This is a genomic window from uncultured Kriegella sp. (genome assembly GCF_963975415.1).
Lineage (GTDB): Bacteria > Bacteroidota > Bacteroidia > Flavobacteriales > Flavobacteriaceae > Kriegella.
Genome location: NZ_CAXBGN010000003.1, coordinates 686,302 through 701,476 on the forward strand (window position 1 = coordinate 686,302; position 15,175 = coordinate 701,476).

The 15,175-nt window shown below is 40.4% G+C and carries 8 protein-coding genes; all 8 read left to right on the forward strand.

All coding sequences use genetic code 11. From position 1 onward, the window contains the following. Positions 1–23 precede the first annotated feature (23 nt). The 8 genes from AACZ88_RS09625 to AACZ88_RS09660 all read left to right on the forward strand — a co-directional run bounded on the left by AACZ88_RS09625 (position 24) and on the right by AACZ88_RS09660 (position 14,674). Entirely contained in the window at positions 24–3,431 is a 3,408-nt protein-coding gene (locus AACZ88_RS09625) for a TonB-dependent receptor (RefSeq protein ID WP_339709288.1), read from the forward strand. Positions 3,432–3,444: 13 nt separating this feature from the next. Next, positions 3,445–4,830 carry a RagB/SusD family nutrient uptake outer membrane protein gene (locus AACZ88_RS09630; protein WP_339709289.1) on the forward strand — a complete coding sequence of 462 codons (1,386 nt, stop codon included), beginning with the start codon at positions 3,445–3,447 and terminating at the stop codon, positions 4,828–4,830. Positions 4,831–5,082: 252 nt separating this feature from the next. Continuing rightward, on the forward strand, positions 5,083–7,251 hold the full coding sequence (locus AACZ88_RS09635) for a right-handed parallel beta-helix repeat-containing protein (protein ID WP_339709290.1): 2,169 nt from the start codon (positions 5,083–5,085) through the stop codon (positions 7,249–7,251). A gap of 164 nt (positions 7,252–7,415) precedes the next feature. Continuing rightward, on the forward strand, positions 7,416–9,185 hold the full coding sequence (locus AACZ88_RS09640) for a hypothetical protein (RefSeq protein ID WP_339709291.1): 1,770 nt from the start codon (positions 7,416–7,418) through the stop codon (positions 9,183–9,185). A 34-nt stretch (positions 9,186–9,219) separates the two neighbouring features. Continuing rightward, positions 9,220–10,671 carry a BNR-4 repeat-containing protein gene (locus AACZ88_RS09645; protein ID WP_339709292.1) on the forward strand — a complete coding sequence of 484 codons (1,452 nt, stop codon included), beginning with the start codon at positions 9,220–9,222 and terminating at the stop codon, positions 10,669–10,671. A gap of 168 nt (positions 10,672–10,839) precedes the next feature. Continuing rightward, entirely contained in the window at positions 10,840–12,018 is a 1,179-nt protein-coding gene (locus AACZ88_RS09650) for a sialidase family protein (protein WP_339709293.1), read from the forward strand. Between the two features lie 133 nt (positions 12,019–12,151). Further along, a complete protein-coding gene (locus AACZ88_RS09655) occupies positions 12,152–13,393 on the forward strand; it encodes a sialidase family protein (protein ID WP_339709295.1) in 1,242 nt (413 codons plus the stop codon). A gap of 120 nt (positions 13,394–13,513) precedes the next feature. Continuing rightward, entirely contained in the window at positions 13,514–14,674 is a 1,161-nt protein-coding gene (locus tag AACZ88_RS09660) for a sialidase family protein (protein WP_339709296.1), read from the forward strand. Positions 14,675–15,175: the final 501 nt, after the last annotated feature.

A 15,175-nucleotide genomic window follows, 5' to 3' on the forward strand; every position in this document is an offset into this window, starting at 1 on the left:
GTACCCTAAAATGGGATCTTAAAATGAAATTATCCGCATTTTTAATTTTAATGTCCATCTTTCAGATCCATGCGACCACCTACTCTCAAAATACACGTATTACCCTAGAAATGAATGATGTCAATTTGGGGGATGTTCTAGATCAAATAGAGGCGAAAAGCGAGTTTAAATTTTTTGTTGATACCCAAAAAATAAATATCAAGAGAAAGGTAAGTGTAAAAGTAGATAAAGAAAAAATTTCCAATATTTTAGATGAACTCTTTAAAGATACGAGTATTGGCTATGAAGTACTCAGAAAGCAAATACTTCTAAAGAAAGAGTACAATAAACAAGTTTCATCGTCAAAAGCCAATTCTCGGAGCGCTCCATACCTCATTGTACAACACTTAATAAATGGAACAATAACTGATTCCGAGGGAATTCCTTTACCAGGTGCAAATATTATAGAAAAAGGTACGACAAATGGAGTAACCGCTGATTTTGACGGTAATTTTTCAATTTCTGTAGAAAACGAAAATGCGGTTCTAGTAGTTTCCTATATCGGTTATGCGAACAAAGAAATATCTGTGAACGGGCAGAAGGATATAGCGGTGATGTTGGAAGAAAGTGCAGCTGGGTTGGATGAGGTAGTGGTTGTGGGGTACGGTACAGTGAAAAAAAGAGATTTAACCTCTTCCGTTGCCCAAGTAAGTGGTACGGATATTCAGAATAGGGTAGTGTCAAGGGTTGATGAGGCCTTGCAGGGAAAATTGGCTGGGGTAACAGTTCAGCAAACAAGTGGCATGCCCGGTGCGGCGCCCGTTATAAGAATTCGAGGTACTGGCTCCATAACAGAGGGAAACCAGCCGCTGTGGGTCGTTGACGGAATGCCAATAGAAGATGCCTCGATAGTCGCGAATATAAATATGAGCGACGCAGAAAGTATAGAAGTCCTTAAGGATGCCGCCGCCGCCGCGATATATGGTTCAAGAGGTTCCAATGGTGTTATTATCGTTACCACAAAAAGAGGCAAGTCAGGCAAGCCCGCTATTACGTACAATACATATTTTGGTTTTCAGCAGGCTGAAAAGTTGATTGATTTTGTCAGCGGTCCTGAATTGGGTGAGATACTTGCAGAACGCAGAACTTGGGAGTGGGAAAGCGAGGGTGGTGACCCGAATACTCCTAACGATAGTAGGCCGAACAACCGTAGAATTGACCCCAACTGGTTGACGGGGAATGTTGGGGATTACAATATTCAAGATCATATATTTCGAATAGCTCCCATGCAAAATCATAATATATCTCTTACGGGAGGTAATGAAAGCACGAATTATTTCATGTCACTTGATTATTTAAACCAAGAAGGTATTACGGTTGGCACTTCCTTTGAAAGATTCTCTATACGAACCAATCTAATATCGAAAGTAAATGATCTTATCGATGTTGGCCTGATAGTTTCCGCAAGCAGCTCAACACAGATAGATGCCAACGCAGAAGGAAAGGACAAAGGAGTGAACCTCTCTTTAAATAATGGAGCCCTTGTAGACGGAAAAGACTACTATTTCTTGGATGACGGATTCACATTTAGAAATGATTATGCGCAATATTACGGAATTAATCAGGCAGCAAATCGTATTTACACATTAGAGAATTTAGAACAAAAGTACATCAGACCACAAGCCCTAGTAAATGCCTATGTCAATCTTAATCTAGCGGATGGATTAAATTTTAAAACGGCCGCTTATTATAGATATAATGCAGAGAAGTACACCGATAGAAAAGATATTATACTAGGTTTGGGGACTTCTTCCGCCGACATATCAAATTACTATGCAAGTAATTGGACCATAGAGTCTACCCTCAATTATGCGAAGCAGTTCAATGAACATTCCATCACTGGATTATTGGGCTATAGTGCTCAGAAAGAGCATTCTGAGTTTTCGCGTATTTCTGGCCGTGGTTTTCCCAATGACTTATCGTTGACCTTGAACAATGCCACAGAAATTCCCAGTTGGGGCGAATCAATTAATGAATGGTCCTTGGTTTCAATGTTCGGTAGGGCAACGTATGGTTATGATTCACGCTATTTATTGTCGGCCAGTATACGTAGAGATGGTAGTTCACGATTTGGGTCGAACAATAAGTGGGGTATATTTCCCGCAGTTTCGGTCGCATGGAATGTTGGAGAAGAGGCTTTTATGGAGAATGTTGACATCATCAGCAACCTAAAATTCAGGGGAAGTTACGGACAAACGGGGAATAATCGAATCGGTAATTATAGGCACTACGCAACCTTGTCAACTGCCAATACCACACTTGGGTCAGGAGAAGCAATCGTTAGTGGTCTAAGACCAGGTAGCATTGCAAATGATGATCTTACATGGGAAAAGACCGCTACTTCCAATTTGGGACTTGATATATCATTCCTGAAGAATAGGATTAATATGTCGGTGGATGTATATGAGGCGCTTACTGAAGATCTTTTGCTTTCCGTTCCTCTGCCTATAACCTCTGGGTTCAATTCTACCATTCAGAATATTGGAGAAGTAAGCAATAAGGGAATTGAAATAGAATTGAATTCAAAAAACATAGTAACATCTGATTTTCAATGGAATACACAATTCAATTATTCGTATAATAAAAATGAAGTATTAAAAATGGGACCTAATGATGCCCCTATCATTGACGGTGAATGGTACTCTAGCGTTAGCTATACCGGCATTGGTGAAGCAATAGGTAGCTTTTATATGTGGGAAACCGATGGTATTTTTCAAAATCAGGCAGAGGTAGACGCAGGCCCCATTTTTAAGGATGAAGGTGTGGGTGATGTTCGTTTCGTAGATCAAGATGGTGATGGAGATGTGGATCAAGATGACCGTACGATAGTTGGACAACCAACGCCTAAATATAATTTTGGAGTTACCAACACTTTTAAGTATAAGGATTTTGACCTTAATGTATTCATCAATGGGGCAGGGGGCCACGAAATCTATAATGTACAAAGCAGGTATTACGGCCGCCCAACAAGTACCAATAACAATTTGTTCGCCTTTTGGGCCAATCGGTGGAAGTCGGAAAGTGACCCCGGCGATGGTGTAACGCCCAAAATTACATCTAATACTGGAACCAGTGGGGCAGATGAGGAACAAGATAGATGGTTATATGACGCCTCGTGGTGGCGAATTAAAAATGTGACCCTTGGGTACAACTTGCCAAAAAAGGTTTTGGAAAAAATCAATATATCAAGGTTGAGATTTTATGTTTCGCTTGATAATTTATATTTGAATACGGATTATATCGGATTCAACCCTGAAGGTGTATTCGGGCCAGGGCTTTCGAATAGGGGAGCTAGCCAATCTGAAGGTTCTGCCAGCGGAAGTTGGGGGTATGATTTTGGTACTACGCCATTACCCAAAACTTATACTCTCGGATTAAATATTACTTTCTAAAATTAGAAGAATTATGAAAAATATATCTTTAATTAAAAGAGCTACATATCTATTTGCTTTTATTTACTTATTGACCTCATGTAGCGAAGATTTTCTTGAACTTCCCCCGCAAAATAATGGAACAGTCGATAGGTTTTATACAAATCAGTCTGATTACGAAACGGCTATTGCCGGAGTTTATTCCGGGTTTTCTAGTCAGGTCATTGATAATATGAATTTAGAGGAATACAGAGCTGATAACCTTACAAATACGCAATATTATTATTATGAGATTGCTACCAATCAATTCGGGCTCAATACAACAAGTAGGTGGTGGAATTTATATTCAACCATTGTTTACCCCGCTAACACCATATTGGAAGGTATAGACCTGGTAGAGATGGATGCTGAGGTAAAGGATCGGATAAAGGGGGAAGCCTATTTTCTAAGAGGTTTCGCCTACTACACAATGAACCTTTGGTTTGGGGGAGTACCCATGGTCACCACAAATCTTTCTGTTGAAGAATCATATCAGCTAGGGAGGTCTACCGAGGGTGAAATTTGGGATCTTGTGGAGTCCGATTTGTTACAGGCAGTTTCATTATTGCCAGAAACTGTTGATACGGGAAGGGCCGATAAATATGATGCTGAAACGTATTTGGCCAAGGCGTATATGCAGCGTCAAAAATGGTCGGATGCCCTAACGGCTTTGGAAGATGTATGGGCTAATAGCGGCGCATCATTGGAAACTAACTGGACCGATATGTGGACTTTGGATGCCGAAAAGTCATCAAATGAGTATATGCTTTCCGTTGTTCTCAGTCCTGCTGCACCTAACAATAACTGGGCACAGCAGTACCTTTATATTGAAGATACTCCCGGTGTGCAAGGTAACTTTTTGTACAAACCGGGCTTTTATGAATCTTTTGAAGCAGGAGATTTAAGAAGGGATGCAACATTAGGTTATACCCCCACTCAATTACGTGCCGAAAATAGAAAATATCTTTTTGGATATGATTTATCCGATTTCCGATTTATTGGGGATATTGTAGTGTTAAGGTTCGCGGATGTGCAATTACTATATGCCGAAGCAATTTCAATGGCCGCCAATGCTCCACAACAGCAATCCCTAGATTTAATAAATGAGACTAGAAATAGGGCCGGGCTGGCAGATTTGACTTTGGCAGATGTTCCTTCGCTAGATGCTTTTATTGAAGTGGCATTGGCAGAGCGTAGATCAGAATTGGCATTTGAGGGGCATCGGTATTCCGATCTTAAAAGGTATGATTTGCTTGTTGAGAAAGTGAATGCGGTAGGGCCCGAATTTAACTTTGATGATACTTTCAACTATGTACCAATACCCCAAGCTGAAATAGATAAGGTGGGATCAGATGTATTGGAGCAAAACCCTGGATATTGAGTTAGTTTTTTTGAGTTAGTTGAGTTGAATCTTAGGAGTCTCCTGTAAAACTTAGTGTTTTGCAGGGATTCTCCTTGGTTTGTGGTTTGGGTATTCCGAAGATACTTACGATTTAAAATGACGAATATTGTCTTTAACTAATTTTCCCTTATAGGAAGCATAGCCTTTCTCCGATAATACCGGTTTAAGCTTTATACATTAAATACTATGAGGTTATGGTCTAAATAATTAAAAAATAAATGAACACAGCAAATGAAATTATCAATACCTAAAGTACAAGTTATACTAGTGCTGTTTGTTGTTTTGGCTAATTTTAAACTATCCGGGCAATCCGCTGAACATGAGGGTGTTTCTTTCTATATTTTTTCTAATGGAGATGATTCGAATCCGGGAACAAAAGAACAACCATTGGCATCTTTGATCGGAGCCCGTAATGCCATTAGCGAATATAGAGATGCCCACAGCACTCCTACATCCTTTACCATTTGGATAGGGGATGGCCGCTATGAGATGAAGGAACCTTTTGTACTGCTTCCGGAAGATGGCGGTGAATCGGCTGAATATCCTGTGGTATACAAGGCTTTGCCAAATGCCGCGCCGCTTTTTAGTGGGGGTAAGAAAATATCCGGATTAAGGATGGGCGAAGACGGAGTTTGGGAGACCAGATTATCGGAGTTTGCCTACTACGGCTCACGTTTTGATCAATTGTATGTAAATGGTAAACGCGCCGTACTTGCCAGAACTCCCAACGAAGATTTCTTGGAAATTGGTGGGGTTGAACAGCATATTTGGGAGCAGGGTTCTGAGCGCATGGCCGAAAGGGCCCAACAGGTACTGACCTTTAAAGGCAAAAATGCAGATGCCGTGATGAATATTGAGGATGGAGATATGGATCTGGTCCGTTTCCGTGCATTCCATAAATGGGATTTTACTTTACGGCATCTGGATAAGATTGATAAAGATAGTAGTCGGATTTATACCTCTGGCAGAGGAATGAAATCTTGGAATCCACTGGTTGAAGGAGGTCGTATGGTTTTGGAGAATTATAGGAAGGCTTTAGATGCTCCCGGGGAGTGGTTTCTCGATAAAAATAGTACACTGTACTATAAGCCCCGTGAGGGGGAGACCTTGGAGAATGTAGAAATTGTAGTTCCGGTATTGGAGAATTTGGTTACCGTTTCGGGCAATGCCACGGCAAATGATTTGGTGAAGCATATCCGTTTTGAAGGTCTCCGGTTTGCCCATTGCAATTATCGCTTTCCAAGAACAGGATCCGAACCGAATCAAGCGGGGGTTGCAATAGATGCGGCGGCCATTATGTTAGAAGGCGCCTCTGATATTACCTTTGCAGATTGTGAAATTTCGCATACCGGTCAGCATGCCATCTGGTTTGGAAAAGGATGCAGCAACAGCCTCGTGGAACACTGCTATTTAAATGACTTGGGTGGGGGAGGGATCTATATCGGCATTTTTGATCGAACAAAATCTGGTACAGGAGGTCCTGATCATACGCATCATATCCGTGTACACAATAATATTCTACAAGGTGGGAGTAGGGAATTCCCTTCAGCCGTTGGAGTTTGGATCGGTCATGGTTCCGATAACGAGATAACACATAATGATATTGGCGATTTCTATTATTCCGGGGTATCCGTAGGTTGGACATGGGGCTATAAACCGAGCACTGCGAAGCGAAATACTATTACCTATAACCGCATTCATCATATCGGTTGGGCTTTGCTCAGCGATATGGGGGGTGTATATACCCTTGGGAAATCTGAAGGAACGGTGGTAAGTCATAACATCGTTCATGATATAAACTCGTATACCTATGGCGGTTGGGGCCTTTATACCGATGAGGGGTCGTCCGATATCGTAATGGAAAATAATTTGGTATATAACACTAAAACAGGTGGGTTTCATCAGCACTATGGTGAAAACAATAGTATCCGAAATAACATCTTTGCATATGCCAAAAAAGTTCAAATGAAGTGTACTAGGGTTGAAGAACATAAGTCATTTGACTTTACGAACAATATTATACTTTTTGATAAGGGAACGGTGTTAGAGGGGAATTGTACAAAACTGAATATGTTTATGGACAATAATTTGTTCTGGAACACCAGTGGGGATGAGTATGATTTTGAAGGGCTATCATTTCAACAATGGCAGAAAAAAACAGGACATGATTCCCGTAGCATTATAGCAGATCCGCACTTTAAAGACCCTAAGTCGTACAATTTTACATTGCAAAAAAATAAAAATGTAAGACGTATTAAATTTAAACCTTTTGATTATGGCAAGGCCGGGGTATATGGAGATTCACAATGGAAGGAAAAAGCTAAGCTTTCAAGCGATAGGGTAAAGGCATTCGATATTGAAGTTGAACGTAACAATAAAAATAAACAGCTTAGATATTGAAGCTAGATGTAATCGTAAAATGAAATAATGACAAAGACTATTGATGAGATAACACCTATTCTTTGAAACAGTAGTTTGTTATTGCGAAGATTTTAAAATAAAGCACTAATAGCCTGATATTATCAAATTGCGACAACTTTATTTTTTATTAAAAACTTAACTATATGAAAGCAATTCTATTTCTTATTATTTCAACTTTCCTGTTTTTTTCGTGTAGCGAATCAAGCTTTAATAATGGGATAATTCGATTTGAACCTACAAAACTTACGGAGGAGGATAAGGCTACTTTGGCCGAACTTCTTCCCGATCTGCACAAAAGGTATGACTCTGATATGAAAATGTTGACCAAAGAGTTGACAGGGTGGAATTATCATACGGATGCGGAAAGTGGGACTTTTCATGAAGTAAGAGCTTCGTTCAATTATGCAGTGATGCTACTTGATCATGGAAGCAAAGAATACCAAAATCGGGCTTTTGATATTATTAAGGAAACAATTTCTTTACAGGATCAAGATACTACTTCAAAATCTTGTGGGGTCTGGCCTTATTATCTTGAGGAACCCTTGGCAACCAAAAAAGCCCCCATCGATTATAATTGGGCCGATTTTAATGCAGTTAGTTTATTGGATGTTTGGCTGGGGCATCAAAATACAATCCCTGAAAATCTGAAGCCTGAAATAAAAAATTCCTTAATACTTGCTGCAAAATCAATTCAAAAAAGGGATGTGAAACCAAGTTACACCAATATATGTATCATGGGCACCTATGTTACCTATATGGTTTCCCATTTGTTCGATATGCCTGAGATGAAAGACTATGCCCGGCATCGATTAAATAACTTCTACAACTATACGCTTGACAAGGGAGGATTCACCGAGTATAATAGTCCGACTTATACTATTGTGGCACTTGATGAACTATTTCGAATGAAAAGTCATGTGGTCGAACCGGCCGACAAGAAGCAGATTGACTCCCTTTATTATATTGGATGGGAAACGATTGCAAGACATTATCATAAACCCAGTGGGCAATGGTCGGGGCCTCATAGCCGTTCGTATAGTACTTTGGTTCGTCCTTCATTTTATTCAATACTAAATGAGGCCTCGAACGGTAAAATCGATGTCGGAATAGCAGAAAAGAGAAATAATGTGAAAATAAAACATCATATTCCTGAGGCTTTGCTGCATTATTTTTTGAATCCAGATTATCCAAGAACTGAGAAAGACATTTTTGAAAAAAACGAGCCCCAACGCATAGGTACTTCTTATTTAGCCAGCGATTATGCAATTTCAAGTGTAAACCGTTCCAGCATGTGGAACCAACGAAGGCCACTTTTAACCTACTGGGGTGATGTTGAGAATCCCCATTATCTACAAGCTCGCCTTTTGCACGATGGGTATGATTTTAGTTCGGCATCGATGTTTGCCCAGCAGCGTAAAAATAATGTTCTGGCAGCAATTAATTTTAATACCAATGGAGGTGATAAACATATTAGCATCGGTCGATTGCAAAATGGAAAATTTAGAGCCCATGATATACGACTACGCTTTGAATTGGGTAATTGTAGAAATGCACAAATTGAACTTCCCTCAAATGTGAATGATTCGTTTGTAGTGGCAGTGGAAGACAAGCAGTTATTTCTACAATTATTCTCTAGTGAATTTGACTCGTATAGTGGATATTGGGAGAAAGGAAGCGATGATTCGAATCAGTGGGTTGATTTTGTTATTTACTCAGGAGAAGAGAAAGACTTTGGTCTGAGTGAAATGCAAAAAGCGGTTTTGGCGTTTACTCTCCATTTTGGAGGCTCAAATGATAAAATATTAAATGACGAGGTAAAATATGAAATCACCGATGAACATTTAAAAGCTCAATGGCGCGATATGTCTCTGAATATTACCGTAAAACCTGATAAGGAACCTGGTAACCTATAATGGTCGAGGTATTTAAGTTTCTAAATCCAACAGTATGAAAAAAAATAGGTTATTAGCCATTATATTGATTACAGTAATGGGGCAAATATGTTTGGCGCAAACGGTTCATCCAGACGCGCAGTATGGCGAAGGTGAATTACTCAATATAAAAGCCAATGGGTTCAGGGGAATCTGGTATATGAACCAACCATCGAACGATGAGTATGTGTATAAATATAGTGGAGGGATGGCTACATACACTGCCAAACATCGTCCGTTCGGAATATATTCCGAGAAAGTGAACAAAACCTTCTTCTGCTTTGGCGGCACTGATAAAACAAATTCGACCTTGTTCCACAATGTTTCCTATTTTGATCATACCACGGGTAAAGTGGCCAATCCAACCTCCATTTTAGATAAACATACCGCTGATGCTCATGACAATCCGGTAATTTCGCTGGATGATGCGGGGTATATTTATATATTTTCTACCTCCCACGGTACTGGACGGCCTTCGTATGTTAGTAAAAGCGTCAATCCTTATGACATCACCGAATTCAGAATTCTCGATGCGACCGAAATCGCGAATGGGAAAAAAGTTCCTTTCGATAACTTCTCATATTTTCAGGTTTGGTATGTAAAAGGCAAAGGGTTTATGGCAATGTTTACTAAATATGACGGATGGAGCAATCGCATTATCGGGTTTAATACAAGCAAAGATGGGGAGAACTGGAATGAATGGAAAGTGATTGCCCATATTGACATGGGCCATTATCAGGTGAGCGGTGTTCATGAGGGGAAAATCGCTGTTGCTTTCAACTACCACCCGGAGGGAAAAGGACTTAATTATAGGACGAATTTGTACTATCTTGAAACTAACGATTTTGGTAAAACTTGGACCAGCGTAGATGGACAGAAAGTGGAACTTCCCCTGACCACCGTTGAAAACCCTGCATTGGTAAAGGATTTCAAGTCCGAAGGATTAAACTGCTACATGAAGGATCTCAAATTTGACAAGCTGGGCAATCCTGTGATATTGGTTGTGTCGAGCAAAGGTTATGAGTCGGGGCCAAAGAATAATCCTCGAACCTGGGAAGTTTTCAGTTATAATAAAAAATGGAACAATTCCAAGGTAATTACCTCCGATAACAATTACGATACGGGTTCGATTTACATAGAAAAGGATAATTGGCGCATTATTGCGCCGACCGATCAAGGTCCGCAACATTTTAACCCCGGCGGGGAAATTGCGATGTGGACAAGCGATGATATGGGGATTTCATGGAGAAAGATCAAGCAGATAACGACCGGGAGTGAACAAAATAACAATTATGTCAGATCAATCGTAAATGGCCAGGATGATTTCTACGGGATTTGGGCCGATGGGCATGGCCGAAAACCCTCCGAATCAACTATATATTTCTGTGATAAAGGGGGGAATGCTTATCTATTGCCAAAAGAAACTACTGAAGAAATGGTCTTACCTCTAAAATCGAGTCAGAAGTGAGAAAATTTTTGAAAAGTACCCTGCGATGAGCACCATCTTTCCATGGGCTTACCCCTTTAAGGACATTGCTGACTTTTTTTTGAGGTCGTGTTTAGAAAGTACCATTGCTAGAAAGAGAAAAAAGATATATCTAATTTATTCAGGGACCTACGTCGAAAAGCTGTACATATGAAATGTATATTGGTATTGGTTGCAATTGTAAGTTCATTATTTCTATCTGCGCAGGATATATTGCCGAAAGATTGGAACCCCACCTCTGAAGGCGATGCCGTGCTTGAGCGATTGGTCAAGGTGACCGATTCAAAAGTCAAGGGGGCCCATGATGCCGAATTCGTTTTAGTAGACAACTACGCCTACGTCGTGGCGGAGGTCAATGATGTAAAACCGGGGGAGGCTGGCAATTGGGACTTTATTTATTCCGCAATGTCTATCATCAATCTAGAGACATTGGAAGTAGAAAAGATAATTCCCTTTGCACGTAGTGAACAGAACTTTAAGAATGTTAAACTTCCAAAAGGACCATGCTGGATACCGCGAATCATTCAGAAAGATAAGAAAACGCTACGCTGCTACTTTGTATGTGAACGATCAGGTGAAAGAGCTCATTCACAGGTATGGTATATTGATTATGATCTGCGATCAGGTGTCTTTTCAAAGAAGATTTATAAAGTGAAAATTAAAACTGCGGCGGGTACGTTTGATATGAAGCCAGTGTACTTTTATGCGGATGCCAAAGCTCACGGATTTAGTAACAAACCTGTAGGTTATGGTGCCTACCTCTTTGACTCATTCAAAGAATTTGATGGGCGAATATACGTTGCGCTAAACAACTTTCCCGGCAGACAAAACGCGTTGGCCGTAGCGAACAAGAAACTCAATACTTTTGAAGTGCTCGGTCACTACAACGAACCTCAATCGGCCCAGTTATCGGAATCATCCGTAAACCGTCTTCCTGATGGTTCATGGATGGCAATTTGCCGTAGCGAAGTTGACGATAAAAATTATCTCATTACGACAAGCAAAGACGGTCGAAACTGGACATTTGGCAAACCAATACCTTCTATTCCGAACGGAACAAACTCAAAGCCAACTTTTGATTATTTCAATGGGGTTTACTATCTAGGTTGGCAAGAAGAAACGGAGGTTGATGGTGTACATCGTAGTGTATTTAATGTTGATGTATCCCGTGACGGGAAAAACTGGGAACGTAAATACAGCTTCAAGACCAACAAATCATTTCAGTATCCCAGTTTCGCTGAACACAATGATAATATCTGGCTTGTCGTAACACAGGGCGATTTTTCGTCTAGCCGTAAAGAACGTATTATGATTGGAAAATTGGAATAATACTTTCCCTCTTTTGTCTTGTTTATGGTATGAAGAGTAATTAAACCCCAGAAAGCAAATAAACAATAGCACTACAATGATGAAATGGATACAAATAGATTATCGGGCTGGTTTATTTTTTGTACTGAGTTTTATGGTTTCCAACCATAATATATTCGCTCAATACAAGGAAAGCGACCCAGCAAGACATTTTTCAACCATGACTCAAGATGAAGTTAAAGAATACGAGCTTGATATTTGGAGACGGATTGCCGATCTTTCGTTGATTCCCCCAAAAATAAATTCGAGCCCCTTACCGGAATATGATTACGATCAACTGGATTACGGTATGACGATCGGCATCGCCCGCACTCCCGGCGGTCGGCTTTGGTCTGCATGGATTGGTGGAGAGGATGGCCCTAAGGCATTTATGGTAGCGGCAACTAGTGATGACGACGGTGATACGTGGTCAAAGCCTCGACTTGTTGTTGACGGTCAGTCGCCCACATTACCTATTCCACGCAGTGTAATTATAGGAAATTTTTGGACAGACCCGCTTGGTCGTCTCTGGCTCTTTTTTGATCAAACACTTGACCATTATGATGGTCGCCAAGGACTATGGTTTTCAATTTGTGAAAATCCGGATGGGGATACACCGGTTTGGTCAGAACCTGTTCGTCTTTCGCATGGTGCAGTATTGAACAAACCAACCGTTCTCTCCAATGGGGAATGGCTTTTACCTGTTGAGTTCCCAAATAAATCGGTACGAAATCCGAATCTGGAAGAAGTTCATCGTGACCTAGAGCCCCTGCGGGGCGCAAACGTATTTGTCTCAAACGATCAGGGGAAAACATGGAAGCGCAGAGGAAATGTACGTTTCCCGAATCCTGATTGGGATGAGCATATGTTTATAGAGCTTAACGATGGTCGAATATGGATGCTGGCACGAACAAAAAAAGGTGTAATGCAGGCTTTTTCTTCTGATAAGGGCAAGACTTGGTCCGAGCCTTCATTTCCAACGTTCACACACCCTGTAGCCCGTTTTTTTATTCGTCGTCTTAAGTCGGGCCGAATACTACTTATCAAGCATGGTGAACAAATTGATTCCCATAAAGGCCGAAGTAATTTATCCGCTTGGTTATCTGAAGATGAGGGCCTAACATGGAAGGGTGGGTTAATTATTGATGAGCGCGAAGGAATTTCTTATCCAGATGGATTTCAGGCCCCAGATGGCAAAATTTATATATCATATGATCATGAACGTTCTAAATTGGGTGAAATACTGATGTGTAAAATAACAGAAGAAGATATTCTTGCAAAGAAACTGATCAGTCAATCTTCACAATTGAAAATGATTATTAGTAAACCACTAAAAAATAAAAAGACAAATCAATAAATTTAATTTAAACTTGAAAAGTTCCGTATTTTTCCAAGTTTTGAGCATCAGCAATTTAAATGATGTCAAAAAAGAAATAAGACAGAAGCAAGTTAGTAAAATAGAAAATCAGAAAATAGGATGAAAACATCAAAATTGATCATTAATTGTATAGTACTCGTAAACTTCTTTCTTTCAGGAGTGGTCTTGGCCCAAAGCAACGATTCATTTCTGCTCCCTCCGGAAGTAATCGTGTTACCGGAAAAATCAGCCATTCATTCGGTAGCCAAAAGACAATTCACAGGTATTCCCAGCATGGCAATAAGTAATGGAGGTAAAATTTGGAGTACTTGGTACACCGGTATAACACCCAAGGAAGACCAAAACAACTACGTCGTTGTGTCTTCTAGTTCAGATGATGGAGAGAATTGGACGGAGACATTGGTTATTGATCCAGATGGCCCGGGAGAAGTCAGGGCATATGATCCTGAGATATGGATCGACCCAACTGGCAAACTATGGGTTTTTTGGGCACAAGCTATCGGTCATGAAGGAACCGTTGCGGGCGTTTGGGCCATAACAAGTGTCAATCCAGAGGCGGAAAGTCCACAATGGTCCGAACCGAAAAGGTTGACCGATGGTATTATGATGTGTAAACCAACCGTGCTAACAAATGGGGATTGGGTTTTACCCGCTTCCACCTGGCGGTTGACGGATAATAGAGCCAAGTTGATAGTATCAACCGATAATGGACTATCGTGGCACGAAAGAGGAGCGGTTAACGTGCCGAAAGATAGTCGGTCTTATGATGAGCATATGATAATCGAAAGAAATGATGGAACATTATGGATGCTTGTGCGTACAAAATACGGGGTCGGCGAAAGTATATCTAAAGACCAAGGTAAATCTTGGAGTGAATTAAGCCCTTCTAAAATCCAACACCCAAGTGCAAGATTGTTTATCAGGAAACTTAAATCAGGAAATCTTTTGCTGGTTAAACATGGCCCTATTGATATAAAAACAGAACGCTCTCATTTAATGGCTTTCATTTCAAAAGATGATGGGGAATCATGGTCAAAGGGTTTGCTGATTGACCAGCGAAAGGGGGTTTCCTATCCCGATGGACAGGAAAATGAAGACGGAAAAATATATCTGGTGTACGATTACAATAGGGTGACAGACCAGAACATACTTATAACAAGTTTTACTGAAAATGATATACTAACAAGTGATTATGACGAAAAAATACTAAAGGTTTATAAAAATAGAAAGACTGTAAGTGCAGGTGGAACAGGGCAATAACTGTTTATTTTTTGAAAAGCATGTAACAAGTTTAGTAGTGCAGAAATATATAAGTATCATGGAGAAAGGCTGCTTGTTGTGCCAAAAATTATCTCTTTGACACTTATTCCGAAAAAGCCAAGAAAACTTTCTTCTACCTTGACGAGAAAGATAAAATAAATTAGATCTTATGCCGCAATCTTTCCTCATTTAATTAAACAACGGATGAAGTCGCATAACAGATTATCATTTTTGGGCAGGCACACTGTTGATGCTCATGGCTACCCCGTAATTTCTAAGGGAAATGAGTGGTATATTTATATTTTTTTGGTCCTCTATGGGGCAGTAACTCAAATCAAATAATCGATTAGATGCAAAGACGGAATTTTTTAAAGAAGGTACAGGTGGGCGGACTGGGGCTTTATATGGCACCCAACGTTGCCTTGGGCTCCACGTTCGACGAGGCAGGAATAAAGGGACAACAGAGGGTTCCCCTACAGGTCGTGGGTACGTCGTCTGCCA

Excerpts from the sequence above, each read along its gene's own strand:
- AACZ88_RS09625 (WP_339709288.1), top strand. The coding sequence starts at position 24 with ATGAAATTATCCGCATTTTTAATTTTAATGTCCATCTTTCAGATCCAT.
- AACZ88_RS09630 (WP_339709289.1), top strand. The coding sequence starts at position 3,445 with ATGAAAAATATATCTTTAATTAAAAGAGCTACATATCTATTTGCTTTT.
- AACZ88_RS09635 (WP_339709290.1), top strand. The coding sequence starts at position 5,083 with ATGAAATTATCAATACCTAAAGTACAAGTTATACTAGTGCTGTTTGTT.
- AACZ88_RS09640 (WP_339709291.1), top strand. The coding sequence starts at position 7,416 with ATGAAAGCAATTCTATTTCTTATTATTTCAACTTTCCTGTTTTTTTCG.
- AACZ88_RS09645 (WP_339709292.1), top strand. The coding sequence starts at position 9,220 with ATGAAAAAAAATAGGTTATTAGCCATTATATTGATTACAGTAATGGGG.
- AACZ88_RS09650 (WP_339709293.1), top strand. The coding sequence starts at position 10,840 with ATGAAATGTATATTGGTATTGGTTGCAATTGTAAGTTCATTATTTCTA.
- AACZ88_RS09655 (WP_339709295.1), top strand. The coding sequence starts at position 12,152 with ATGGTTTCCAACCATAATATATTCGCTCAATACAAGGAAAGCGACCCA.
- AACZ88_RS09660 (WP_339709296.1), top strand. The coding sequence starts at position 13,514 with ATGAAAACATCAAAATTGATCATTAATTGTATAGTACTCGTAAACTTC.